This is a genomic window from Rhizobium sp. RCC_161_2, assembly GCF_041355235.1.
Lineage (GTDB): Bacteria > Pseudomonadota > Alphaproteobacteria > Rhizobiales > Rhizobiaceae > Rhizobium.
This window is the reverse complement of sequence record NZ_JBFUPL010000004.1, coordinates 221,923-246,520: the sequence shown is the minus strand read 5'-3', so window position 1 is coordinate 246,520 and position 24,598 is coordinate 221,923. Positions and strand designations below refer to the sequence as shown.

General features: G+C 58.2%; 27 protein-coding genes and 1 tRNA gene. 1 reads left to right on the top strand and 27 read right to left on the bottom strand.

Annotated elements, in window-relative coordinates:
* Window positions 1-14: 14 nt before the first annotated feature.
* Window positions 15-647 carry an FMN-binding negative transcriptional regulator gene (locus AB6803_RS12915; protein ID WP_371109264.1) on the bottom strand — a complete coding sequence of 211 codons (633 nt, stop codon included), beginning with the start codon at window positions 645-647 and terminating at the stop codon, window positions 15-17.
* Window positions 648-719: 72 nt separating this feature from the next.
* Here AB6803_RS12915 and AB6803_RS12910 point away from each other — a divergent pair, with 72 nt between their 5' ends.
* Complete coding sequence (locus AB6803_RS12910) at window positions 720-2,183, top strand: PLP-dependent aminotransferase family protein (protein WP_371109263.1); 1,464 nt, start codon at window positions 720-722, stop codon at window positions 2,181-2,183.
* Between the two features lie 91 nt (window positions 2,184-2,274).
* Here AB6803_RS12910 and AB6803_RS12905 read toward each other — a convergent pair.
* From AB6803_RS12905 to AB6803_RS12780, 26 genes are all read right to left on the bottom strand, one after another.
* Window positions 2,275-2,364: transfer RNA gene (locus tag AB6803_RS12905), tRNA-Ser, on the bottom strand.
* 196 nt (window positions 2,365-2,560) lie between these two features.
* Window positions 2,561-2,809, bottom strand: coding sequence for a hypothetical protein (locus tag AB6803_RS12900; RefSeq protein WP_371109262.1), 249 nt, complete (start codon window positions 2,807-2,809; stop codon window positions 2,561-2,563).
* Between the two features lie 92 nt (window positions 2,810-2,901).
* Complete coding sequence (locus AB6803_RS12895) at window positions 2,902-3,243, bottom strand: hypothetical protein (protein ID WP_371109261.1); 342 nt, start codon at window positions 3,241-3,243, stop codon at window positions 2,902-2,904.
* Window positions 3,243-3,746, bottom strand: coding sequence for a lysozyme (locus tag AB6803_RS12890; RefSeq protein WP_371109260.1), 504 nt, complete (start codon window positions 3,744-3,746; stop codon window positions 3,243-3,245). Before AB6803_RS12890 ends, AB6803_RS12895 begins: the two co-directional genes overlap by 1 nt.
* The gene (locus tag AB6803_RS12885; protein ID WP_371109259.1) at window positions 3,736-3,981 is read right to left on the bottom strand and encodes a hypothetical protein; all 246 of its coding nucleotides are present in this window, start codon (window positions 3,979-3,981) and stop codon (window positions 3,736-3,738) included. The genes AB6803_RS12890 and AB6803_RS12885 overlap by 11 nt, the downstream gene beginning before the upstream one ends.
* Before the next feature lie 286 nt (window positions 3,982-4,267).
* Complete coding sequence (locus tag AB6803_RS12880) at window positions 4,268-5,863, bottom strand: hypothetical protein (RefSeq protein ID WP_371109258.1); 1,596 nt, start codon at window positions 5,861-5,863, stop codon at window positions 4,268-4,270.
* A 133-nt stretch (window positions 5,864-5,996) separates the two neighbouring features.
* On the bottom strand, window positions 5,997-6,833 hold the full coding sequence (locus AB6803_RS12875) for a hypothetical protein (RefSeq protein WP_371109257.1): 837 nt from the start codon (window positions 6,831-6,833) through the stop codon (window positions 5,997-5,999).
* Window positions 6,834-6,835: 2 nt separating this feature from the next.
* On the bottom strand, window positions 6,836-7,480 hold the full coding sequence (locus AB6803_RS12870) for a methyltransferase domain-containing protein (RefSeq protein ID WP_371109256.1): 645 nt from the start codon (window positions 7,478-7,480) through the stop codon (window positions 6,836-6,838).
* Between the two features lie 139 nt (window positions 7,481-7,619).
* Entirely contained in the window at window positions 7,620-7,802 is a 183-nt protein-coding gene (locus AB6803_RS12865; protein WP_371109255.1) for a hypothetical protein, read from the bottom strand.
* Between the two features lie 19 nt (window positions 7,803-7,821).
* On the bottom strand, window positions 7,822-10,530 hold the full coding sequence (locus AB6803_RS12860) for a hypothetical protein (protein ID WP_371109254.1): 2,709 nt from the start codon (window positions 10,528-10,530) through the stop codon (window positions 7,822-7,824).
* Between the two features lie 65 nt (window positions 10,531-10,595).
* Window positions 10,596-13,187 carry a hypothetical protein gene (locus tag AB6803_RS12855; RefSeq protein WP_371109253.1) on the bottom strand — a complete coding sequence of 864 codons (2,592 nt, stop codon included), beginning with the start codon at window positions 13,185-13,187 and terminating at the stop codon, window positions 10,596-10,598.
* Entirely contained in the window at window positions 13,184-13,594 is a 411-nt protein-coding gene (locus tag AB6803_RS12850; protein ID WP_371109252.1) for a hypothetical protein, read from the bottom strand. Before AB6803_RS12850 ends, AB6803_RS12855 begins: the two co-directional genes overlap by 4 nt.
* A 7-nt stretch (window positions 13,595-13,601) precedes the next feature.
* Complete coding sequence (locus AB6803_RS12845) at window positions 13,602-14,201, bottom strand: hypothetical protein (protein WP_371109251.1); 600 nt, start codon at window positions 14,199-14,201, stop codon at window positions 13,602-13,604.
* Complete coding sequence (locus AB6803_RS12840) at window positions 14,201-14,935, bottom strand: hypothetical protein (RefSeq protein WP_371109250.1); 735 nt, start codon at window positions 14,933-14,935, stop codon at window positions 14,201-14,203. Before AB6803_RS12840 ends, AB6803_RS12845 begins: the two co-directional genes overlap by 1 nt.
* Window positions 14,936-14,937: 2 nt before the next feature.
* Window positions 14,938-18,063, bottom strand: coding sequence for a phage tail tip lysozyme (locus tag AB6803_RS12835; protein ID WP_371109249.1), 3,126 nt, complete (start codon window positions 18,061-18,063; stop codon window positions 14,938-14,940).
* A gap of 84 nt (window positions 18,064-18,147) precedes the next feature.
* Entirely contained in the window at window positions 18,148-18,507 is a 360-nt protein-coding gene (locus AB6803_RS12830) for a hypothetical protein (RefSeq protein ID WP_371109248.1), read from the bottom strand.
* Window positions 18,508-18,527: 20 nt separating this feature from the next.
* A complete protein-coding gene (locus AB6803_RS12825; RefSeq protein WP_371109247.1) occupies window positions 18,528-18,959 on the bottom strand; it encodes a hypothetical protein in 432 nt (143 codons plus the stop codon).
* 2 nt (window positions 18,960-18,961) lie between these two features.
* Window positions 18,962-19,459 carry a hypothetical protein gene (locus tag AB6803_RS12820; protein ID WP_371109246.1) on the bottom strand — a complete coding sequence of 166 codons (498 nt, stop codon included), beginning with the start codon at window positions 19,457-19,459 and terminating at the stop codon, window positions 18,962-18,964.
* Window positions 19,460-19,521: 62 nt separating this feature from the next.
* Window positions 19,522-19,953: a phage tail terminator-like protein gene (locus tag AB6803_RS12815; RefSeq protein WP_371109245.1), complete on the bottom strand. Its 432-nt coding sequence runs from the start codon at window positions 19,951-19,953 to the stop codon at window positions 19,522-19,524.
* A 190-nt stretch (window positions 19,954-20,143) separates the two neighbouring features.
* The gene (locus tag AB6803_RS12810; RefSeq protein ID WP_371109244.1) at window positions 20,144-20,605 is read right to left on the bottom strand and encodes a hypothetical protein; all 462 of its coding nucleotides are present in this window, start codon (window positions 20,603-20,605) and stop codon (window positions 20,144-20,146) included.
* A gap of 130 nt (window positions 20,606-20,735) precedes the next feature.
* Window positions 20,736-21,788, bottom strand: a complete 1,053-nt coding sequence (locus AB6803_RS12805; protein WP_371109243.1) for a head morphogenesis protein — start codon at window positions 21,786-21,788, stop codon at window positions 20,736-20,738.
* Window positions 21,789-21,955: 167 nt separating this feature from the next.
* Window positions 21,956-22,219, bottom strand: coding sequence for a hypothetical protein (locus tag AB6803_RS12800; protein WP_371109242.1), 264 nt, complete (start codon window positions 22,217-22,219; stop codon window positions 21,956-21,958).
* A complete protein-coding gene (locus AB6803_RS12795; RefSeq protein WP_371109241.1) occupies window positions 22,219-22,581 on the bottom strand; it encodes a hypothetical protein in 363 nt (120 codons plus the stop codon). The genes AB6803_RS12800 and AB6803_RS12795 overlap by 1 nt, the downstream gene beginning before the upstream one ends.
* Window positions 22,581-23,078: a DnaT-like ssDNA-binding protein gene (locus AB6803_RS12790; protein WP_371109240.1), complete on the bottom strand. Its 498-nt coding sequence runs from the start codon at window positions 23,076-23,078 to the stop codon at window positions 22,581-22,583. The genes AB6803_RS12795 and AB6803_RS12790 overlap by 1 nt, the downstream gene beginning before the upstream one ends.
* A 51-nt stretch (window positions 23,079-23,129) precedes the next feature.
* Window positions 23,130-23,603 carry a hypothetical protein gene (locus AB6803_RS12785; protein WP_371109239.1) on the bottom strand — a complete coding sequence of 158 codons (474 nt, stop codon included), beginning with the start codon at window positions 23,601-23,603 and terminating at the stop codon, window positions 23,130-23,132.
* 11 nt (window positions 23,604-23,614) lie between these two features.
* A complete protein-coding gene (locus AB6803_RS12780) occupies window positions 23,615-24,583 on the bottom strand; it encodes a DUF2184 domain-containing protein (protein ID WP_371109238.1) in 969 nt (322 codons plus the stop codon).
* Window positions 24,584-24,598: the final 15 nt, after the last annotated feature.

The window sequence follows — 24,598 nt, the reverse complement described above, 5'->3', positions numbered from 1 at the left end:
CGGTAGTGGCAGTCTCAAGCATCATCCACGGGAATGAGATCGGCAACGATCCGGTCCGTCGGACGATCGCTCTCGCCGAGCCCCTTGGCGACACCCGCCCGATCCTCCGCGCTGCGGTTCTGGCTCATCTTGCGCTTGCCTTCGATTCGGCCGATAGGCAGGCGTAGTCCGACGATCCCCTTGAGCTGCGCCTTGATGAAGGGTTCCGGCGCGTCGGTCACGGCCCATGGCTCGGCGCGCGGTCGTTCGTAAAGATTGGTCAGGCGCGACACGACCTCGAGCAATCTATCCGCATCCTCGAAGAACTCCACCGCCCCATAGGCATGCACTGCAGTATAGTTCCAGGTCGGCACAACCTTGCCGTGCTCCTGCTTGGTCGCATACCAGGATGGGCTGACATAGGCGTCCGGCCCCATGAAAATGGCGAGAGCCTCGCCGATCGGCGGCGTCTTCCATTGCGAATTGGCCCGGGCAAGATGGCCGTAGAGCGTCCCGTGCTCGCCCTCATCCGGATCGAGAAACAGCGGCAGCGGCGTCGAGAGCAATCCATCCGCGGTTGCCGTGACGAAATTGCAGAGGCGCGCTTCACGCATCATGGCATGGAGCTCGGCGGGATCGTACTCCCGAAAGGCCGGCGGAACATACATCGACATCATCCTTGGTTTTCCGGAGCAATAGCGGCACACTGGCATGCAATAAACGGCCAGTTTGGAGAATAAATGGAAGACCAGTTAGAGGGTGAGGCCGGTCGTTCGTCCAGGCTCGGCGCACGCCGCATCTATGAGGAGCTGAAGGCGCAGATCGCAAACGGCATCTATGCCTCCGGCTCGCCCATGCCCTCGACCCGCTCGCTCGCGGCCGAGCTTGGCGTCGCGCGCTCGACGGTGACGATCGCCTATGAACAATTGCTGTCTGAGGGCTTCATCGAGAGCAGGCAAGGTGCGCGCACCCGCGTCGCCATGCTGCGCCCCGTCGAATCTCCTCCGGAGCGAGCCGCCTCAGCGACCACGACCAAGCGCCACCTCTCCGCCTATGGCGAGCGACTACAGGTGTTGCCGCATCCGCCGCAGCACAACCCATCAAAGCTGATTGCCGATTTCCGCTATGGAGACCTGGCTGCGTCGGACTTTCCGGCGCTGCTGTGGAAACGGGCGGTCGATGACACAGTCAGGCGGCGGCGGGACCGGCTGGCCTATGACGACCCGCGCGGCAGCTTTGCGCTCCGCACGACATTGCAAGCCTATCTGTGGCGGGCACGCGGAATTCGCTGCGAGCTGGGCCAACTCATTATCGTCAACGGATCGCAGCAAGGGCTCGACCTCTGTACACGCCTGCTCGTCGATCCCGGCGATGCCGTGGTGATCGAAGACCCCTGCTATGCAATGGCCCGAAACGTCTTCACGGCCGTCGGCGCGACCGTCGTGCCGGTCCCGGCCGATCACGAAGGACTGAGGACAGACTTGCTTCACCTCATCGATGCGCGACTGGCCTTTGTGACACCCTCTCATCAATTCCCGCTCGGCGGCGTCATGTCGATCGGACGCCGCAACGCGTTGCTCGCCTGGTCGCGACAATGCGGGGCCTATGTGATCGAGGACGATTACGACGGCGAGTACCGCTACGATATAGCACCGGTCCCACCGCTTCAGACGCTGGGCGGGGCGGACAATGTCATCTATCTGGGCACCCTCTCCAAGACGCTGTCGCCGACCCTACGCCTTGGCTACATGGTCGTGCCGCACGAGCTGGCGGAGGCATTCGCGGCCGCCAAGCGGCTCACCGACCGTCATTCGCCGCAGCTCGAACAGGAAGCGGCCGCAGCCCTGATTGCGACGGGCGCCTATGAACGGCACGTCCGCCGGACACGGCGACACAATGCCGCCAGGCGGGCAACCCTGCTTGCGGCGCTGCGTGCAAAACTCGGCGACCGCCTCACGATCGTCGGTGCAGACGCCGGCCTGCATGTCATCGTCTGGTGCAACGCCATATCCGCAAATGAGGAAAACCAACTGATCGAGCGCGCCCGGCAAGCGGGAATCGGCCTCTACCCCGTGACGCCGACTTATGCGGCCGCTCATGCGCCCTACCGGCCCGATCGCGCCGGCTTCATCATCGGCTATGCGAGCCTTGACGAGCATGAGATCGAGCGTGGAGTGGATGTGCTGGCAACGGTGCTGTTGTGAAAGGTCCCTGTCGCGACAAACGCCTGGAACGTGCCTCGCGGCTACTCAACGAGGAATTCAATGGAACCGGCTTTTCGCATTTTTGGGAAAATGGCGGAGAAGATGGGATTCGAACCCACGATACCATCACTGGTATACTCCCTTAGCAGGGGAGCGCCTTCGACCACTCGGCCACCTCTCCGGTGCGGCCTAACTATGAGGGATCGCCTTTGATTGCAAGGGCTTTTTGACGGAAAGTGAAAAATCCACTCTTTATATGTCTTGCAGGTCTATGCAGGTTGAAACGAGAACGAGTCAGGAACTCGTTGGCACAAACGGCACGTTTACGGCACAGTGGCGTTCTCTGGATGTTCATGGGAATCGAAAGCTACCGAGCCTCACTTCTGCGGGTGCATCCAGGCTATGATTTTCAGCACGTTCTCATAGAACGAAACCGCGCCGACCATGACGGCAAGGAAGCCAAGGATCATCCAGCGCATGAAGCGGCCGACGGTTCTTGTCGACCGCACGAGCTCGAGACCGTCTTTCAGCAACTCGATATCGTCCTCTCGAAGTTGGGAGAGAAATTCCTGCGTTTCGGAAGGAAGCTCATTAAAACGATTGGCGGGAATTGCGGTCGGGTCCATTGGCGTCATCTCGTTTCGTTTCTTTCAATGCGGGAGAGCTAGGAAGATGCGGGGCGATTTCGCATCACCAGCATTTCTGCGACAGGCCGAATTTATTGTGGGCCGCGACCTGATTGGCAAAAGGCCGATCCGTTTGCAGGATCGTTACCGACGTCGCTAGGCTTGGCTGGAGCTTCTGCCAACCGTCGCACGCATTCTGCGGTGTCGTCGTCTGACAACCCGAAATCAGCGCACAGAGCGGCAGCATCAGCAGTAGACACCTGTTCATTGACCACATTCCTTTCGCGGAGAAGCGTTACCGATTTGGAGAGCGCGGCCGTCGCGGCAATCTGTTTGCCTTCGCCCTGGCCGATCCACCGAGCGGGATAGAAAACAAGGACGGCGCCCAGCGCGAAGCCGGCGCCTATTTTGAGATAATCGAGGATTCCGAACATCAGAGCCCCGCCAAGCAAAGCGCGCGCTCACTGACGCGCCCAGGCGTCCCAGTGACGCGACGATTCGTCAAACCCTTGATCACCTCACCCTTGACGAACACCCATCGGCTGAGTTGTTCGCAAGCGCCACGGATATCACCTTTTCTGAGCTTGACCTTGATAAGGGTCGATTCACACGCGGCCCCTGTTCCGACGTTGAATGCCCAATCGTTGATGGCGATATAGGTCTTATCCGATACGGTTTGAAGCTCGGGTGCACATGCGAGCATCCGGCGTTCGTGCGCCAAGATATCGGCGCGCAGCATCGCATCGCATTCGGCTGGCGTCGCCTTCATGCCGAGGTGCACTTCCGGCCCCGTATGACCTTTGCAGATCGTCGGAACGCCGCCAGAATCCAGATAGGCGGTGTAACTGTTGCCTTCCCATGATCCTGTGTATGCGGTTGCTGCGGCGAGCAACACAGCGCCGGCTGCGCCAGCAAGATACCGGCTCTTATTCGCCATCTTCGTCTCCTGAGATTTTTCGTTGAAGAATGAACCTGAACACCCAAGCCAGGGAGCCACAGACAGAGGCGGCAGCGGCGAGCCAGATCGGATTGAATGGCAGATAGCTGGCAACGGTGGGCGCGAGCGTAGCCACCAGTTCAAGCACAGTGATCGCGACAAAGGCCTCTATCATGCGCAAGGTGACGGAATGCTTCAGCAGCCGCCCAGCGTCTGGAACGAGTTTCAGTTTCATCGGATGTCCTTGGAAAAGAAAAAGGCCCGCGTGAGCGAGCGCTTGATTATAGAAAGGCGGCCCAAATTCGGCTTATGTCGCTGAATTGTAATATTCGACTGCTACGGAACCTCAACACGAGGAACTCTGATGGCAAAGCAAAGCAAACTTTCCCAGCCAGACGACGCCAAGGCTCTCCTGAAGCCTTACATGATTCATGTAATCCGCAATGGCGTCAGCTACCGAGAGATAGCCATATCCGTCGACTTGGACACGGCACTAAATGTTGCCTCTTCTCGCAAGGTATTCACTGAGGTGAAAAGCTGAAAGCCGTCTCCGCTGGCGCACTGCTTACGAGTCCGGCATCTTTTGCATTGTGAAAAACTTCAACTCTGATCGTATCACTCATCATAAGAGTTGAAACCTCGGCCTCGACGGCTACCGTACAATTAACTCCGGTTTCGGTAGACCGGGCAATCTCTTGAGATCCAGAGCCGTTTTCCTTGATAATCCGGATTCCGCAAACGGATATCGAACCGCCCTTCATCACAATTCTGGCCCGAGCAGATACCTTTGCGTAGGTAATTCCAGCGGGGATAGCGAACTCGCCCGGCGGATCTTTTTCCTGTAGAGCCAACCCCGCAGTTCCAACCTGCGCTAGGTGGAATGGCATTTCCACCCACTGACCTGGCGAGACAGTGAAGTCGGACTTCAGTATCGCGCTGCTCTCGAATTCATCCCGCGCGCCGTCCCAAGTGATCCGACGATGCAACGGGCTCTGAGTGATCTGATACATCTCGGTAACGGTGGACTTGCCTTGTTCATCTTTGGCTGCTCGATTTTTCGAGACAACTAGGTCTTGAGCGCCGCTTTTTCCGTCATCCGTTATGGAAAGAAACACCGTGCGGTCACTTGCCAGATTCTCAGATATCGACCCGTTCCGGACAATTCCAACGGTCTTGATCGCCGTTTTGCTAAACTTTGCCTTATCCATGCCGCTCATAAATTTGTTGCGCGCAATCGTCAGTTCCGGACAATAGCGAATCCAGATATCCGTTTGTGTATCGCCCACAGAGATATCGTTGCGAGCATAGATCAGGTTGTCAACGATATTGGCCTGACTATAACCGTCCAAATGGACCGCCTCATAACATGCACTGATGTGGCTCAGAGCCACTTCGATATACGGCAAGCCGACCGGCTTCGCCTCGAAGTAAACACCATGCCCTACGCGCACCAAGTATGAACCTTGGAGCTTGAATCCCTCAAGCGTCGTGCGGCCATCTGAACGGCAAGCATATGCTAGATTATACATATGAGTGTCGGAAACGATTACATCGTTCGCGCCAGCAAGGACCAGACCTTCGCCTTGAGGATCGGTGCTCGACTTACCATTAAACCAGCAGCCGCTCACCTGACCGCTGCCCTTGGTTCGGATCTCAAGCCCACGATCGAAGAAGTTGTCCGGATCCGCAACCATTGATCCGAAGGCAACATTCTCAATGACGAAGCCTTTGCCGATCGCAGCTGCGGACCAGTCAAATGTCAGCGCCGTGCCGGCTTTTGGCGTTTGCGGGGTAAATGCTAGGTCCTGCACTGAATATCTGGAACCGGCTTCCCCATGAAGCTGAAGCCCGACGCCGTGGCACCGAATCTCAGTCGTCGTCATCCCATCGCCAGACAATGCGATCCTCAGAACGCTATTTGATGAGATTTGGACCGGCTCATCCAAGTCGTGCGGAGAGCCACCCGGAATCTTAATTTCCAGATTATCGCCAGCCGCAGCATTTAGTGCATTCTGCAACTTCGCCCCGAAGGATCCCCCATGGAAGTCCAGAACAGACCAAGCATTTCTGGACTTCGGGACCGCTGGCGCGGGCGTTGGAGCGTCTTGCGCCTTCACAGTGCCTGCTACTGCGGCGACCAACGCCCCTTGCAGAAATGCTCTACGCCTCATACATCACGCGCCCATTATCCGTGCTTTAGCGAAGCAATACCGTCAATGTTGCAGGTGCAAAGCCGACCTGGCCGGCCCCTCACAACAAGTCAGAAATAGCCTCCTGATCCCATATATGGTTCCAAAGAGGCTTTGGCTTTTCCCAATCATGGCCATAAATCAGCTCAAGGTATCGATATGGGTTCTTGGGAAATAAGCTTTCGACACCCAAGAAACGCGCCTCGATAGGGGCATAAACATCGGATCTTTTGATCGCGCGTCGCGGCCCTGGGAACCACGTCACATATTCATCCTCGGCTATACCTGCGAAGACATCTACGACAATGTCGCCAGCTACAACGACATGACAATGGCCGAGAAAATCGCCGGATACTTCATGCCCCATATCGACAAGCCTTCCCCTAATCGCGTCAAGCGCAGCGGGGAAGCTGCGTATCGATTGATCCATAGCGACGATTATATCGAGGTCATCATCATGCGGCATCAGATCGCGATCGCGCACAAAGGATAATACCGAGCCAAATCCAAGGCAGGCATTCAGCCCCGATTTGTTCAGATCGCCAACGACCCGTGAAGCCATGGCGATATAGTCTTTCTTCTCAGCCTCCGACCAAAATCGGAAGGTGCGCATGATGCCTGGCTTAGCCCATTCTAAATTCCGCTGAAGCAGGTAAACTTCATTTACCGTCCTCTGGATCGTCTTCTTGAAATCGTCCGGTACTTTGCCGCCATAGATCAGCCTTTGCGCCGTTTCGTAATCCCCGGCCCTGATATATTTAACCGCCCTCACGTAATATTTGCGAATAGGGTCTGTATCCGGCGGGGATATCAAGCTCAGCAAATCGTCATCCAGAGCGAACAATGCCCGGACATTCGCTTCCAGAGTTTTTAAATCTAGAAGTAGCGGATCAATCATCGTCACCCCTTTCGAATTATGAACCGGGCAACGTGGGCGTCGTCTTCACCGTACTTGGCAAAGCCAACCCCTTCGGCAAAATAATCGACCTTGAGACCGGCGAGGACAACATCCCTCTGGAAGTCAGTTGGGTTGATGAACCTGCGGTAGTGGCTTTCCGTCACCTTGCTCTGCTTCTCGTCTCGATGCGTGCGGAATTCGACAGCGACGGTGGCGCCGCTTGCAGCCATTTGGCTAGCAACATCGAGGAAAGCTCGTTGCGCTTCCTCGTTGATGGCATGCAGGAAGAAGCGCGCATAAAGTATGGTGTCGCTCAAATCCTCGGGTAGGCCACCCCAAATCATAGGAATTATCGCATTTTCGCCCAGAACGGCCTGATAGAAGCTCGCTGGATACTCATGTTGAAATGCTTCCCCCTGGCATGCAGCAATTGCAGTAGCAGACGCATCAATGCCGGTGACGCGCAATCCACTCTTGGCGAAGAATAAGCTGTCCCGACCACTTCCACAGCCAAATTCGACGATATGTTTTGCACCGCGAATCTCTCCTAAAACAAAGACCGCGAATTGTGACGGAAGGGTTGAATTTCGGGCGGCTGGCACCTGATAATATTGATCCCAGTAATCTCTATTCGTGCCCTCAGCCATGTCCCTCGCCTTTCTATGTCGCAAAAACGTAATATAATCGACATCAATAGACGGTGGATGCAGGCAACACAAGACGGCATGCCGCAGCAGTTGTGCCCAGTTTCAGAGAAAACAAATAGAGTGGATCATCAGAAGTATTCTATGAAACGGCCTCGGCGGCCGCCACAGCAGATTGCAATCCAGCTAACGCATCCGTCATAATCGCATAGGCCGCTTGCGGATCTCCATTGCTGATGAACTCATCCATGCCAGGATAAGCAAGAATAGCCTTCGCAGCGGCGAGCAATTGCTCTGCTGCTGCATCTGTTGTCGCTGCCGTCATTTAGCTAACTCCTTTGATATCAAGTTCCTGCGAAATCTACCTCTGCCTTCCATACCACAAGAGAAGTCGCCGTAAGCGCAGCCGGGAAGGTTACGGTGAGGTTAGTGGCGTCGGCCGTCACTCTTGGTGCGGCCGCTTCGGTCGTGTTTCCTTTAGCATCCCACCACGAAGGTATTTTATAAAGGCCATGCGCTATGGTTACCGAGGTTGCCCCCGATGCTACAGATACCTGTCCGCGCGCAGCGGATGTCAGACCAGAAACATTACTTGCTCTACTCGGCTGTCCGCTCATGACTGCAGAACCTCCAGAAGCCGATACGGCGCCTCCTGACAGCCGCACACCGTTGCTGGACACCATTTTAAGCAAGTAATCTACGTTGCCCGAAGAGAACTCGAACCCGAAGAAATTAATTCGACCAACTGTGTTGATTTCACACAGTGCTGTAGACGCTGCAGCATTCACGTTGCCGTTATAGGCTCCACCGCCGAAGAAATTAATGCCAGCCGCGCCATCGCCGATAACCATGGTTTGCAACTTACTCGCGTCAGAGCTGAAGCGTAGGAAGTCAACCCTCTGCGTTGACCCCGTCGTAACAAGCGCGATACCATCCGCATAGCTCTCGTATCCGATCTTGCATTTGCGGACGTTGTTCAGCACGAGACCTGCCGTGACCGAGGTGCGACTATTCAGGCTGTGGATCACAATCCCCTGGCCGGCTACGGTGCCAACGTCCGTAATAACAACGTTGTTTGTGCCGCCGACCGCAAAAATATGCTCTATCTCAACGTTCTGGCAGGCGCGCGGAACTGCTGTTCCAGTGGTGACAGTGCTTGGAATAATGCGCAGAAGGTCGGGAGACCCGACGCCCTTTTCAGAACCGATCTTGAGCTTTCCGCCCCAAAACGACAAGCAACCACGAACTTCCATGCCAGAGTTTCCGCGCCACCCGGTCTCTGCGTTCAGCAATGTAATGTCAGACGTGTTTTCCCATATGGAACCGTAAAGCTCCCACTGGGTAATGTAGTTATTCATGTTTCCGAAAGCATTAGTACCGGTGTCGATGTAAAAACCCTGCCCTACACCCGTAGCCATACGAGTGGCTTCCGTTGCCGTAATAGGAGATGTGCTGTCAAAGCTCACCCTTCGAATATCAACCCACTGCGTCTTGAACCCATCAGGTCCGATATTGGCCACATCACTCGTTATCCTGAGAACGCGTCCCTTGTAGTTGGCCCCCTCGACATTGCGAATGATGGCGCGATAAAGATTGACGAAGACAAACGCCTCGTCGCCACCGACAGGATTCGCCACCGAATAGTCTGCCGTCTGGCCGCCGCCGCTCACTTTGCAAGTGAACCTGCCACCACGGGCGTTTCGAATGGTGATTGCTCTGCCGATGCCGGCGTCCGGCTTGATGGATCCTTCAAACGTCAGGCTGCCGACCGAAGGAGGCCCGCTGAAGTCGCGAAGGATTCCCGAAGCCATGCGATAGCTTCGATTGCCAGGATAGATGAGAGCCAGATTAGAAGCGCTTGCAAACCAGTTGAGCGACACCAGCATGGCCGATGCATCATCTGTCGTACCATCGCCTTTCACACCGAATACCAACGCTGACAAACGAGAGCCTATAAGGCCCCACCGCTTGCTTCCACTGTTGGAGGGATGCTCTCCGGGCTGCACTGCCTCGATCGCCGCCATGCGCCGGCATTGGACGGCCCCGCCGTCACCAGCCTCGTAATAGCCGAGCAGTTCCACGACATCAGTAGATTCTGGAACGTCGGCAGCCGCCAGATCCGCAACAGTCTTGAACCGAACACTGTCTGGAGCCGTGACCTGGCTTTCTAGCGTATCCAGGCGGGAATCCGCGTCAATCGCCTCCTGTGCCGCAATGCGGACCTCAAGAGCATCAACGTCCGGCGCATACGTCGTTGCGTGGGTGATATCCTCCCAGCGGATAATTTCGATGTCCGTAACCGGGCTCGTACCGTAGGTCTGGGCATAGGGGCGCACGTAGCGCGCATCAGCTGGCGAAACGATGGTGATGCCCGTTCCGGACGCGCGCGAGACGGTAGCCGATACCAGCGTTCGACCAGAACCTACATTGAGCGTCGTGATGTCCTGAACAACGGTCAGCGGCGTTCCGCTTGGATTCGCCCCCTGATCGTACCAGGCAAGTGCGCAACGAACGGCATCATTGGATGGATCGGAGGAATTCGAGCGGCGTTGAACGACGAACTCGACCAGATATGTCTTGGCAGGCTCAAGCGAATAAAGCGTGCGCGTGCCGACAACGCCAGAGCCGGACACACGCAAAACCCGGCCGTTCTCGTCGTATTTCTGCTCACCGGTAGCGAGCGGCGCGAGCAAAGCCGGGACGCCGCCGATCAGTGTATCGACGAAATGCTGCGGCATGTCGCCGGGCCGCGCATTGATCAGATCGCCGGCCGTACCGATCAGAGCATTCGTGGCGTTCGAGACTGGCTTGTTGGCATCAGACGTGTTGTCAACGTTGCCAAGGCCAAGCTGCTCTTTGGTGACGTGGTGCGGATTATCGAAGTCGCCGACATGAGCGATTAGATCGGTGGCAAAGTCCACGCCCGTTCCGGAACCAGACGGGTCAAGCTGCCCCTGCATCCAGAGCGCCCATTCGCGAACGTCCGGCTTATAGGGCTTCGTCGGGTCGGAAGAGGGACCATCGGCCCAAATTACGAGAGGGCTCTTAGCCATGCATTTCTCCATGAAAAAGCGCCCCGGCGATTAACCAAGGCGGATAATTGATTGATGGCTGTTGATCAGATGATGGTCACAGTCACGGGGCCGCTCGATGGGCCGATCACGCCGCTTCCGTTGACTGGAACAGCGTAATAATCCCAAGTCCCTTGCGGGGCTGTCGTCGCTGTCTGCTTGTATGCGATGACGTTATCAATGGAGCCGGCGAACGAGGCGTCGGCTCGCAGCGCAAGCGAATTTCTGGTTCCAGTCGCCGTGATAGAATGCAGGAATGTTCCTGCGGCGGCATGATCTGCAGCATCGTCGAGCGGCGTCGTGCCGGAAGTCCCCAGACGAGCACGAATATTGCCGGCCGTGTAGGAAGTGACGCTGAAGGCCACCCGAACGACATCGGCGCTTGCAATGGTCATGGACTGATAGAGGACGGAAACAGAGCCGGCCGCCTTAGTCGCCACGGCACTGGCTATCGTCCAACCAGTGCCGAGGGACCATGGCCCTGGGCTGGTGGCGAAATCACCATCTGTAAGCACGTTTGCGCGCGTCGCATCGCCATCGACATAGCTATATGTCCCGTTCGGGGCCACGGCCAGCGGCGTGCCAATCTTCAAGGACGTGGTCGGATTAAACGCGGCGCCGGTCGCAACACGAAACAACTGCACCGAACGCACATGCGTGTCGTTTCCGGTCGTAAATCCAAAGGTGGCGCGACCAAGATGCGGAGCCGCGTCGGTGTTGCTGAACGAGGTTAAAGCAATCGGGGCGGTCGGATCGGCCGTCGTATGGACTTCCTCAGTCGGAGAGCGCGGGCCATATGATCCGTTCGATCCGATGTAACCGGCCTCAACATCTAGATCGACATCGACCGGAACAGCGCCAGTATTCAACTCGATAAAGCCGCCGGACAACGTCCAGTCGGGAAACTGCTGCTCAACCCATGCACCCGGCGTACCCCCGCCGATGTCAGATAGGCGGTAGAAGATAACTGGTGTCCAGCTATCGGAACCAGGGTCGACAAGAACGACGCGGAGATACACCGAGCCGCCATTGGCCTTTGCCTGCACCGTGTTGATGACGCCGGGCGAGATCTCGGCGGTTCCCAGAGTGTTCGGAACGGGCGGCTGCGCGCCCTCATCCGTCGCCGGGTTCCAATCATCGATATTGTCCGGGTGCTGCACGAACTCCATCGTGAAGCCGCCTCGAGTGATTGCCAGAGTTGACTTTCTGTCCTCAATGATCTTGCCATTGAGCCGTGGCAGCCGAACCGGCGTTTCAAAGCGGATCCAACGGGCATAGACAGCATTGACGCCTGACAGGCGAGCGTCGATCGATCCCCTAACCTTTTGGCGGACGCGGTCCCAATCGCGCTTTCCGAGCCGCCGAGCTTGCCGCCATTGATGGCAGAAACGATAGTCGCCGTCCTGCGACAAGACCCGGCCTGCGGTAAGCTGAGCGTCGGTGTCTTGGAAAGCATCTGTGTCGCAGCTCGAATAGCCCGTATCTGGATAGGTGAACTTTGGGACGAGCTTATTGCACTCGTCCTCGAAAAGAACATCGTACTGAACTTGATGGCCGATGAGATCGGCATCTGTCAGGGTTTCTACGCGGCTTTCTCTGAACTTGCCGACAGTGAGCAGCAGTGCGCCATCGCCGCGTTCGATCATCCAGCCGTCACAGGTCGATAGAATTGCCTGAGTGCCGACCTTCGGGCCGTTCTCTGTCGTGTCCCAGCCGTTGCACTCGTAGCGCTTCTCTGTGCCGCCAGCGGCGAGCGGGACATCTTCGTCGCAGATGTTGGCCTCTTCGGTCCACATGTCGAGTACTGGCAGAATAGCCTTGGTATAATCGCGTCGGTTGCCAAACTCGTTAAAGCATTCATGCCAGCAGAGGCAAAGAACGCTGTTGCGCGTCCATACCCACGTCGCGGGGTTTGTCGGGCTCTGAGCCGGATCGCGGAAGTCCCAGCAGAGAGCGCCATCGACTTCGGCGGAAACCTGCGGAGCGCCATAGGGAAAGCGCTTGCTCTGGTTTTTCTGCGTGGTCGATTCCGCAATCATCGCGATCGAGGCTTGCCCGTCGCCGCGGTGATTGTTCGTCCAAATACCGGAAGCGGACAGCTTGGCCACGAGCGGCGCATAGGCGGTCTCAGGAGTGAGGCCGATGCGCGTCAGGAGGCGGACGTTGTTCCCGTAGCGGCCATTGTCATCGTTGGTCGTGAAGCCGTCGGCGTCGATAAAGACCTCGTCGGCATGCAGCCAATAGCGGTTGATCGACTTTACCCGATGGGCGACGAGCGCCTGAACCGAATAGAGGAAATCGCCGCTTGCCTCCCAAAGCATATAGGCGCCGGCGAGCCTATTGCGGCCAACCGCCCATATCCGATACGGCTCGCTCTGCGTCTTGGCGACACGACCGCTCTCGGGCTCCGGCGGCTTGGGCGCCATAAGCGATTGCAGGCCGACAGATAGCGCCGTGACAGTCAGAGCCGAGGCGACTTGCGCGACGGTCACGCTGCCGACGATCGTCGTTGCCCCGAAGCTTCCGAGCAATGTCGTGAACAACGGCGTGAAGATCGGATCGAACACGACCTGGCTGTAGAGCGACGTCGAATGCGCCAATCCATAGCGCTGCAGCATGCGTTGATGGTGCGTGCTCATTGAGGCACCCGCCAAGCCGCGATACATTCAGCCTTTTTTGCGCGGACGCCAGCCGGGCCGATCACCGCCCACAGGGGGCCGAATTTGATGGCGCCGATCTCCTTGAGGCTCCCGCCAAGACCAGCCGGTGCGATTATGATCCCGATATCTCCATCTTCAGGGCTATCGGTGCGCTCAAACCCGGCGCGGATCGCCATTTCGGATACGAGCGCGACCATGCCGCCGCGCTGCTCGACGATCGCGTGGGCCTCTTCTTCTGTCCCGTATGTGCCCCGAAAGTCTGCGACAGGATCGCTGCCCGTGACATGCTCCACCCATGAGGCGCAGAACATCAGGCAGTCGTCACCGCCTTGGCCGCCCCACCGAAACCGGTGCGACGGCTTTTCGAGCCATTCTTTCAATGTCATGAATTCCTCAGCCGTAATTGGGCCAGACAACTGCCAAGCCATTGGCGAGGCGCTGAACCTGCTTGCAGAAATTGTCCGTTGACGAGAGCAACGTCTGTTGGGCGTGTGTCCAAAGCGTCTTCGCTGCCCTCGAGCGCGTCACACTGCCGGCGACGACCGAAAGATTGAGCGTCACGCTCATGTCACCGCTCTCTGACGCCTGCCCGATTTCGGAGGTATGCGAAGCGGTTCCATTCCACATGGCCACAATCGGGGCCATCGGCTGGTAGTAATCATCAAGCACCATAAGCCCGAGCTGAACGGCTACGCCGCGAACGGGGGGGATGCTGTCCAGCGTCTTCTCTGCGGTAGTCGGGTCGATGCCGGAAAGCGTGAAGTCGATGTTGTCCGACTGCCCGTTGACCAGCATTTCCAGCGTGGGGATGCCGATGAGGTAGCCGCCGCCGAGATAGGTCGTACCCTCTGGATCGATGCTGTCAAAGCGTGCCGTCTTCTCCTCGACGCCGAACCAGACGTGAAGCGCCGGGTCTGCGTCGATGCGCAGGAAGATGCCGAGCGCATGGCTCTGGCGCATCGCTGCGATGACGTAGTCGGGGAAGACACCCATCACATAGCCTCAGTGAATTGAAGCGTGGGGCGCGACTGATAGTTCGCCTCAAAATCCCATGGCAACGTGACACCCTTCGGGAACTTCATGCAGCACATCGGCCGCGCCAGCTCGACCCGCGTTCCAACGGTGATCGCCTGGCGCAACGCAGGCCCTATCGCTAGCGTGTAGATCGGGTTTGCATCGGCGCTGACAGATTGAACTTCCCAATAGCGGTAGGCTCGCCATCCCTTTGTCGGATGATAGATCGAAAACCAGTCCGACCAGCGGAGCGGCCGCGCAGCACCAAAGACTTGCATCTGAACGACGCCAGCACCGACGACAGCGTTGGCCGTGATCATTCCGTAAACTGTCGCCTGCGAGTATCCGGAATCATCCGAAAAGAGTGACCCATCGGAATGCGGGATACCGCTGATGATCGGCCGGCGCTTACCATTGATGATCGGGAATGGACCGATCCCGTCGTTGATGATCGGCACGTTCGCAAACCGGAACCCACCATTCATGCGGGCGCCAAGCCAGTTGATGACCTCGTGCCGTTCGGTATCGTCTCCCTGCAAGACGCAGCGCTCGTATGCGCAGACAACTCGGCCGCCGCCGCCGATCTCGATGTCGATGGATTCTCCGATCGAGTTCGTGCCGCCGTCGATCGAATTGCCAATGACATCGAAACTCGCCCGCGTCGGACGCAGATACATGATGGGAACGGTGGGCTGATTGATAAAGCTGCCCATCGTTATACCTTCTGGTTCGAATAGCGTGCCTGGAGGACGCCAACGCCGCCGCGCCGCTGCTGAGTGTTGTAGTCGGAGAGAGCCGCGCCCACGCCCTGCTGCACGAGCGTGCGGACATGATCATCGCCGTTGGCGCCTTGGACGTTGACCATGAGAGACTGCGAAGCCTGTGGAGCATTGTTGCTGTTCGCAGCGAGCGCAGACATCAGCTTGTGATTGCTGGTGACCTGAGAGCCTTGTGGCAGGTTCATCAGCTCCGGGCCGTTCTCACCGACAATTGCCGGGCCGCCGGGCGCATAGTTCGTGCCGGTGGCAAAGCCCTTGAAGGGCACCATGTTCGATCCGATGTTGAAGCCCGATGAAGCGCTGGCAGCCGGTTTGAACAGGTTTCCGAGCCAGCCGAAGAGGCCGCCCCCTCCAGCGCCTGTTGCGGCGCCAGCGGCCCCGCTACCGAGCGATGTTCCAAGCTGTCCAAGGCCGTTGCCAAGCGCCCCCACTCCTTGCGTGGCCTGATTGGTCGTGGTCCCGAACTTGTTCAGGGCGTCATTGGCGGCGCTGAGCCGGCCGGAGAAATTATCTGCCCCTTCTGGATTACCCAAGGAGAAGCCGCGCGGGCGTTCGAAGCCAGCAAAAGCCGCTGTCGCGCCACGAACATCGGTGGACTTCATGAGGGCTTGATACGCCTTGTTCTCCGGCCCTTGCAGTTCATTCCACGCGTGATTGAGTTGACCATCTACGCCGCTCGAAAGCAGAGCCGATCCGCCGCCACGGGCCGCATGGTTCTGGAATAAACCGAATGCTTTCCCAGCGTCACCGACGGCCTTCGAATTGAACCCACTTTCGGCGCTGATGTTGCCGAGAACGCCCGCGATCTGATGCGGGTGCAGACCCTTGCCGGCGAAGAAGTTCCAAGCCTGCGCAGCAACGCCTGTCTGTGAAGTGGTCGCGGCGGCCTGTCCGGTCCCAGATGTGCCGCCGAGAAGCTTGCCGCCAAGTGCGACCGCCCCATTTGCGGCGCCGGCCTGCGTTCCCGCCAGTCCCTTCGACCCTGTAATCCAATTGGCGAAGGTCGTGCCAACGCCATCGAAAAGTTTCTCCCAAAGCTTCTGTGCTCCATTCTCGATGGAAGACTGAAAGCCCTTGAGGAATGATTTGCCGATATTGTGGCTACCGGAGATCAGTTCGTTGCTGAATGCCGATCCGAACTGCTTCGCCGTGTTCTTCGCATCCTGCCAATCGAGTTGCTGGCCGATTGCCTTCCCGTTGGCGTCGTTCGGGTTTTCGGACAGACTATATTGCCGCTGGGTCTGGACAATTTGGCGGTCCCGAGGCGAGAGTTGGGCATCGCTATTCTGCTGATTGATGTCGAAATTGAACCGTCCTTGGTTGTAGGTATCGGTGAGCTTGCCGAGTTCAGCAGACTTCTGCTTGATCGCCTCAATCTCTTGTTTGTCGACATCGATGCCCTGGCGAGCGGCCTCCATACGAAGAGCCGATGTCAGCTCATATTCCTTGCGAAGGGCAGCGGCAGCACCGCCGGTCTTGCCGATAAGCGAGATATCTGTTTGCTGATCCTGCAATATCTTGTCGAGGTTCATCGCCCGATCGCGCGCGGCATCTGCCAATTGCTTTTCGGACTGCACGCGAGAAATCTGAGCGGCATCATTGATGCGCTGGTTCCGCTGAGTTGGATCCTCATCGTTGTTGTAGGTGGCAGCCGCCGAAGCACGAGCCGCCGCTTCCCGGTCGGAAGGAGAACGCGCGTTGATCCCCATGATTTGGGCGTCAAGCGCCTTTCGCTGGCGTTCGGCTGCTACCCGATTGCGGGACTCGTAGATGGCGCTCTGGTTGCTGTCAGCTTGCGCAATCAGCCCCTGCGAAAGGGCCATGGCGTTCGGGCCGACGGAATCGAACAACCGGAGGCGCTCGACCTCTGCGTCACGGATAGCCTGAGCTAGATCCTTGAATGGCTGCAGGGCGGCAACCGCGTCTTGTGCAATGGCTTTGATGCCGGCGTTATTCGCGCTGCGCCCTATGTCTTCGAGCGAGCTGACGAGACCCAGAACGTCGGGCTTTCCTTCAACAGTCACCTTCTGGAGCTGCTGAAAGTCGATGCTGAGGGTCTTGAATAGGCTCGTCTCGCGAAACTGGCGTGCGGTGAGGCCCGTCGCGCCGATGTTCTTGTTGATAGCGTCCGTGACAGACGAAGAGACAGCGCCGGGTCCAAACGTCGTCGGGGCGTTGGCTTCCCGGAGCTTCTTAGTCATCTCCGAAATGTTGGTCTCAAGGCCGAAGGAAGCTGATCCCGAGCTTTCGCGCCCGTACTGGCTGCGAGCAGTCGCGGCTTCACCCCAAACATCCTTGATGCGCTTTATCGCGGCTACCTGTTCATCCAGCAGCTTTTCGAGGGTCTTGGATTCTTTGCCTGCCGACGAAAAATATTGAATGGCAGCCGCTGCGCCGCCGACAAGCGCGAGGGTTACCAGCGATACCGGGCTAATCACCGACAAGAAGGCGGCAGCGAGGCCCTTGACCGCGCCAGTCGCCCCCATCGGTCCAAGAACAGCCGATAGCTGCGTGCCCTGCTGCAAGGCGATTTGAAGCGGGCTCATACCCATTGCAGAGGTGACCGCGATGTCCTGGAACTGAGCGGCAACGTTCGCGGTCTGGAAGTTCTGGGCACCACGGTTCTGGTTTGCTGCGGCTGGCGCCCTGTTGGATGCGCGCTGAGCAGCATTAAGACGCTCAGTTGCCTGGCGCTGGCGATCGATAGCTGCCGTGGCCTGCGTAGCCGTGGACGCTCCCTTCGACTGCGACGCCTGAACACTGCTAGTCGTCTCGGCAAGCGAACGATTAGCAGCCGCCGCGCTTTTGGCACTCTTCGCCATGGCGGCGAGACGCTGATCGATCGAACTCGCCGTGGCTTCCAGGCGGGACAACCCAGCAATGAGGCGATCAAGGGCTGGGCTGATATCACCGAAACCACGGCTCGCCTTCGTCGCCGCAATGCTGACCTTGTTCGCGGCCTGTTCAGCCTTGCCAGAGGACGTAGTGAGCCTATCAAGGTCAGAAGCGGCGCCGGCAGCAGAACTGGAATCGATGGCAAATCCGAGTTGAGCAGTCGTCATTTTTAGTTTGCCTCTTCTACGCGCGAGTTATCGCCCCGCTAGCGAGTGACGGATTGAAGATTCTGAATGGCCTGCGACTGTTGGTCAGAGCCGCTTTCCGGCCCGCGAAAATGCGATACGGTCGCCAGGGAACAGATAGGCCATGGACTTTGGGGTAAGCGGCTGTTTTGAAACAACCGGCTTCCCAACGGCCCCCTCGTCTTGCTCGCTCTTCTCAAAGAACAATTGCAGACGAAGCATATCGAGAGCTTCGATCGCGTCTAACTGCCAGGGCGTGAGCTTGATGCCGCGTTGGCGCGTCCACGCCTCAATCTGGGTCGGCTGTAGGGGATTGATCCCATAGCCAGTCCCCTCTCTGGTAACGTCCATTTTCTTGAACCAATACCAAACATGCTGCCCCGCAACTGGAATGCGGGGCTTCTTTCCCTCATGCTGATCCCTCATGCATTTCTGCAGTTTGAGGATCAGCTTTTGATAAAAGACCCGCGGCGCTCAGCCTTGAACTTCACCTGGTCCTCGATGATCGGGTATTTGGTGTAGAGCAGGCGGGCATTGGCCTCGGAATATTCAAGGCGTTCTGCGCCAATAGGCTTGTTCCATCCCTTGGTGACCTTGGACAGATACAAAATCTGGCGACGACGACGATCTTCAGGCGTGTCAATATCGATATTGCCTTCCTTCGCCGCCTCTTGCTCGATCGCCGCAGAAAGAGCCTTGCTAGCTTCCTGTGCGCGGGTGCTGTCTGGGCCGAATATCGTGATCACCAATCCCGTCGGCTTGTTTGTTGGGCCGAGGATTTCAACATCGATCCCCTCTTCCTGAAGCTGCAGATTTTCATCAAGCAGCGACAGGTCGATGAAGTCGATTTCCGCATTTCCAGCAGTTTGCTTACTCATGATCAGGCCACATCTGCCGGCACATATACCGACGCTGAGTTGATTTCGAAGGTGGCGTTGAGAAGCTGCGCCGTGTTGGCGCCGCCGCCGGCCTCACTTGCCGACATGATGAGAGCGTAAAAATACTCAATGGTAGGCGTTGACCCGACGCCGGGAGGCGCATCGTCATAGGTGATGCGGATCTTATAGTTGAAGTTGGTAGTCGCGGCGGTGCGAACGGCGATTTGGCCGGGGTCGTCGCGCAGAATGATGAAGTTGTTCTGCATCGATCCGCCATTGGTCGTGCCGCCGGTCTTGGCGTCACGCTTGCGGTTGATGATGGATTCGGTGATCAGCGTCTTGCTGTCTCCGTGGGCGCCCATGGTCTGCCATCCGTCGATGTCGACATAGGTCACACCAGTTGTGAATTCGGCCAGCGTGATATCGTCGTCATCCGGCACATCAACGGCGGCCGGCCCGATGGCGATATGGCAACCAGCTACAGGAGCGAGAAGGCTCATGAGATTTTCCTTTCAGGTGTCTGATTACGCTTGCCGAAGGCGCGGAGAATACGGCAGGCCAATCAGGCCGGAACTTGAGGCTGGCAATTCCAGCGCGTCGTGACAGGGATCGTAAAATGAGTATCCCCGGTAACGAGGACGCCGATCTCCGGCGCCTCATCAATGCGAACTTGCGTGACGTCGCGTAGAAGCTTGGTTCCACGCTTCAGATGAGCACAGAGGCCGCCTGCGACGTTGTATCCGTCAACGATCGCCGCTCCCTTGGGCCACATGACATTCGTCCGCATGAAGCCTTGGCGGATCGGGTCCATGACAAGCGACAGGTCAGTCTCGATCGAGCGGTTGAAATGGACTTCCACCGAGATGAACTTGCTGGTGGCCGTCGGCGTGTAGATCGCGCCGGGCAGAACAAGGTCGACGCCGGCCGGCAGCACGAAAGCCTGCATGCGGACCAGCAGCGCCTGATAAATGACCTTTTCAACCGTATCGACCATCTGCTACTCCTGCCTCCAATGGCCGACAACCGCCCGCTTACAGATGAAGAGGTCTATGACCTCATCCACCAGTCGCTTGCTCTTCTTCTGAACAGGACCGTTCGGACGAAGCACGCTCAAGACGTGCTCGCCATGGCCATCCGTGACTTGTCGATTATCCAGACCGCGTTCTTGGCCCTGTCCGAGGGCGTCAAGCTTTCTCGAAGCGATCCCGAACAGTAGCTTCGGCTGCAGCAACGATCTGCGGCCAGCGCTGCGCCACCGCGTCCACAAAGCCGAACCCGGCCTGATTGTAGGAGCGGCCGAGGCTGTCTTCCCCGACGAAGCCAAAATTGAGCCTGGCGGCGTAGGCGGCCTGAAAGCCGAGATAGATGATCCCGCCCAACTCCGCGCCGGCGATGACCAGATCGACGCCACCGTCAGAGAATGTCTGCTTTCCTTCGACCATCGTTGGCATCGTCGAGGTTGAGGCCATTAGCGAGCGACGTAGGTTTCCCGTCTTGATCGGCATCCGGCCGCCCTCGGCGACTGGTGTCCGGACTTCATTGGCGACCGTCTGCGCTGCGGTCTGTAAGACAGCTTCCGCGCGCTCAAGCTCTGCGGCAGCCCACGCTCCGACTTGAGCGCTGAAGGATTGGCCTTCTGTTGCCATCGGTCAGCCTTCGTGGATTGCAGGGATGGACAGTTTACCCACGACTGTCCGAGCTTCGCCTCCCTTGCGGGATAATGGCGCTATTGACGGCTTGCGCTCACCTTTTGGCACCCTGCAATTCTTGATCATACTACCGACCTCGCGACCGTGCATAGGCCTCGGCGAAGTTGAAGTTGTATTCGCAGTCACACTCGCAGTTCACGATCTCGGAGGCCGGTGCACCCAGCGACGTATCCCCCGGATAGCGCAGCATAGCGCCCGATACGGAATGGAACGGCATGTCCAGCCCCGTGACCTCTTGGGCGTTCAAGATCTGGTGGGTGTGGCGAGACGTCCGCTTACCGGAGTTGTGCCACTTGCGAGTGATCAGGTTTTCGTTCCGGTTGGCTTTCGCCGTAGCCTGCCTGTAGCTCTCGTGCCGCGCCGACATAACGGATGTCAGCGTCTCCGTTCGGGCGATGGTGTTGCCACGAAGGCGGAGATTGTTATCCCTGAGGCGCATCAGCACCTTGTCGAGCGTGGCTTGATCGAGCGGCTTCCCGGCCGCAATAGCCTTCTTCACCGCGCCGTCGAGTCGCTTGTCCCGCGTCTGCAGAGCGAGATACTTCGACATCAGAGCCGGATCGCCCGAGGCGAGATTGATCCGCGTGCGCTCGATAAGCTCGGCTTGTGGGGCATTGAGCCCGATCACGCCACCTTCCCGCTTGCCGGTGACTGCGTTCTTCCGGCCCACCAGATCGCGAGCGATCGTGTTCGGCCCCTGCCCGCGCGAATAGCCCTCGACGATCGTCTGACGGGCCGCCTCGATCGTGCTTTCCGAAACGTTGGTGATCAGCGCCGAGGAGAGCTCGCGGATGTGCGCCTCTGCACCCTGGTTGCGCACGTCCCAGCGGAACACGACGCGACCGCCATTCGGATCGAACAGGCGCGGCATGTTTTCCGCCACCAGCGAGCCGCCTGCATTGTAGGCGTTGCGCAGCGCCTCAGAGAGCGGCTGAAACGCTTCCGGATCGATATGCAATGCAGCCAGCGCGCCGTTGATGTCGCGGCGTTCCAGACGCTCGACGACCTCTTTTAGAACGATCTCATCCTTCAGGTCGTCGACGGCGGCGTGGAAGGCCTTCTCCATGTCGGGCGCAAGCTTTTCGATCAGGTCGTCAAGCTGCTGGCGAAGGGTTGGCATTTACCACTTCCACGTTGCGGCAATGCCGGCAGAGATCAGCAGGGATGCAACAGAGAAGCCAATGGCTTCAGGGGCGGAGATAACGCCAGACATCCACATGGCAGCGCAGATCGAAGGGCCGCCGGAACCAAGAGCACGGAAGCGGAAGAGCCACGAATGCCGCATCATCAGCCTCGGCGGCTTTCATAGAGTGGCATCAGTCGACCGGAACCAACGTATTGCCTGAGAGCAGCATCAACGCCATTTACGACCAACCGCTTGATTTCAGCCTCACCAGCAGCGATTTGCACGTTCACAATAGGAAATTCAGCTTCAGGGCCAATTTCCCCGATAACGCCAACGGAAGGGAACGGTTGCTCGCCTTTGAGCAGCGTCGGGGCTGCGACAGCGCCACCAGCCGCTAAACCGAATAGGCCTCGACGTGTCAGCATCACAGTATCCTTCCCTGTACGATGAAGACGACGTTCGTCACGCCGTCATAGTTGTTCGGATCGGCATTGATGACGTGATAGTCCACGCCGCCAGCGGAAACGATGTCACCAACTTGAGGCACGACAGCAAGACCGACGGACGAGATATAAACCTGTCGATCGTTCGTCAGAATCGTCGTTCCGTTGATGTAGCGCTGATCGTAGGTCATCGGCACGAGCTTGGCCGGATACGAGATTATCGAGCCTTCGCCGCCTTCGATCGGATTGGGAGGCGAGACGCGCTTCACCGTGCCGCTCTGGCCATACTTGACGATAAGCCGCTGGGCCGTCGCTTGGAAGCGGGTATAGATCGCGTTTGCCATCAGACTGCCAAGATCCCCGGAAAGCACGGGCGTAGGAACAGCCAGAGCAGCCCCTCGATGATCGTGACGACCGGCGTTGCAAGCGCGACTAGATCGGCCGGCGTGGCCGAAGATGATGCCTGCTGATATTCGACTTCCAATTGCCCGATCTTCTCGCGCTGGACGCTCTCCGAAGCCGTGATGACAGGCGATAGGCTGCCCGGATTGGTCAGCTCAAGGAAGGCTGCCTCATAGCTCGCGTTGATGATCGGCGTCGGGATGATGTCGGACGGGATTGCTTCACCGTAATAGGTCACTGCGCCTGTGCGCGGCCATGAGCGTTCCTGCTGAAACCCGCCGGTGCGCGTCCCGCTGAATTTCACCTCATATCGATCGATCACGAGAGAACCGCGTTGGCGCGCTGCGGCTATCTCGGCATCGGTCGTACCGTCGGGGATGACATAGCCGGCTGCTTCCGCATATGCCGTAAAATCGGCGTTGTTTCCGTAGCCAGCCATGTCATTCTCCGAGGGGAAGTTGAACCCGGCAGTTTCCCGCCGGGCTGATTGTTATGCGGTCTGCTTGGCCTTCAGGGCTGCGACGATCTCATCCTTGGTTGCCGGCGTGGCATCACCGAGGATCTTCTTGGCTTCCGCCTCGAAGGTCTTGAAGTGCGTGCCGTCGTCGGCGAGGACGAGGACTTCATCGATCGTCTTCGTCTGTTCGCCGCCGTTGCCCTCCAGCTCATCGATGCGCTGGCGAAGAGACGCATTCTCAGTACGAAGCTGCTCGAAGGAATCGCGCAGTCCATTGAACTCCGAAGCCGGAATGTAGACCCCTTCCTTGCCGTCGGCCGAAACCGATAGAGACGGAGCGGGATCCTCGACGGGATCGCCGTCAAGCTCAATGAACGGCAGACGCTCGACCCGCGCGGCTTGGCTCAGCGTCAATACCAGATGGCGGCTAGCGCCCGGCTGGATATACCGGACCCCGTGCAGAGTATGGACGCCCTGCACGGCTCGGCTGTTGTTGGTCACCTTCATGGATGATCTCCTTACGGTGCGGTGATCTCGTCGCCGTACGCCATGGCGCCGGGGAGACGAACCTCAGTGCCGCCGGTGCGGGCGATGATGCCGGTCTCAAAGCCCATGATGGACTTCTGACGCGGCTGCAGCACCCGGCGCGGCATCGGGAGGTGGAAGCGAAGGACTTCCGGATCACGACGGTAAACGACCATACGGCCGCCGCCATCCTGAGAGGCATTCGCCAGTTCGCGCAGCGGCTGGATGTCGAGGGCCTGACCGGTTTCCGCCGTGTAAACGTTGTTGCGGCGGATGTATTCGAGGACAGTCAGGAAGCCGTCACCGGCACCCATGCGGCGGGTGGCGACGTCACGGAAGGCCTCGGGCGGCAGGCGAAGGCTGTCAATCCATTCGACCTCGGACGTGTTTTCACGCACGCTCGAAATCAGGTTGTTGATGTCCCGAAGGATCTGGTCGACAGTCTTGGCGGCCCAGAAAGTGACCGAGCCCGTACCGTCGGCGGCAACATCAACACGGGAGACGCCGGTGGCATTGACGAAGCCGGTCCAGTTCTTCTCCGTGGAGCCAACCATGGCCACGGAATTGAGCAGGCGCTCCACCTTATCGGCGGCGGAAAGTGCCTTCGTGCCGTTCAGGTCGATGTTGTAGAGCGAAGCCTGGTTGACTTCCTCGAGGTTCCATTCCCAGCCCGAACCGAGCATGGCGAAGTCATGGCTGGCCATGTCCTTCGTTGCCTGGTTGAACGGCATATCGGTGGCGGCGCCCGACAGGAACTTCGCTTCGCCCGCCGTATCGACGGTGAAGAACGTGGTTCCGATCGCCCATTCATTGCCTTCTGTGACGACGGGGACGTGAAGCCCATAGTTGAAGGTCGGATAGCGCCGCTGATAGATGCGGGTTTCGATGTTGCGGCCCTGCGCGATCACGAAGGGCATTGCGGCCTGTGCATCGGCAAAGGCCTGACGAACGATGTTGTTCATTGTCTGATGTCCTTT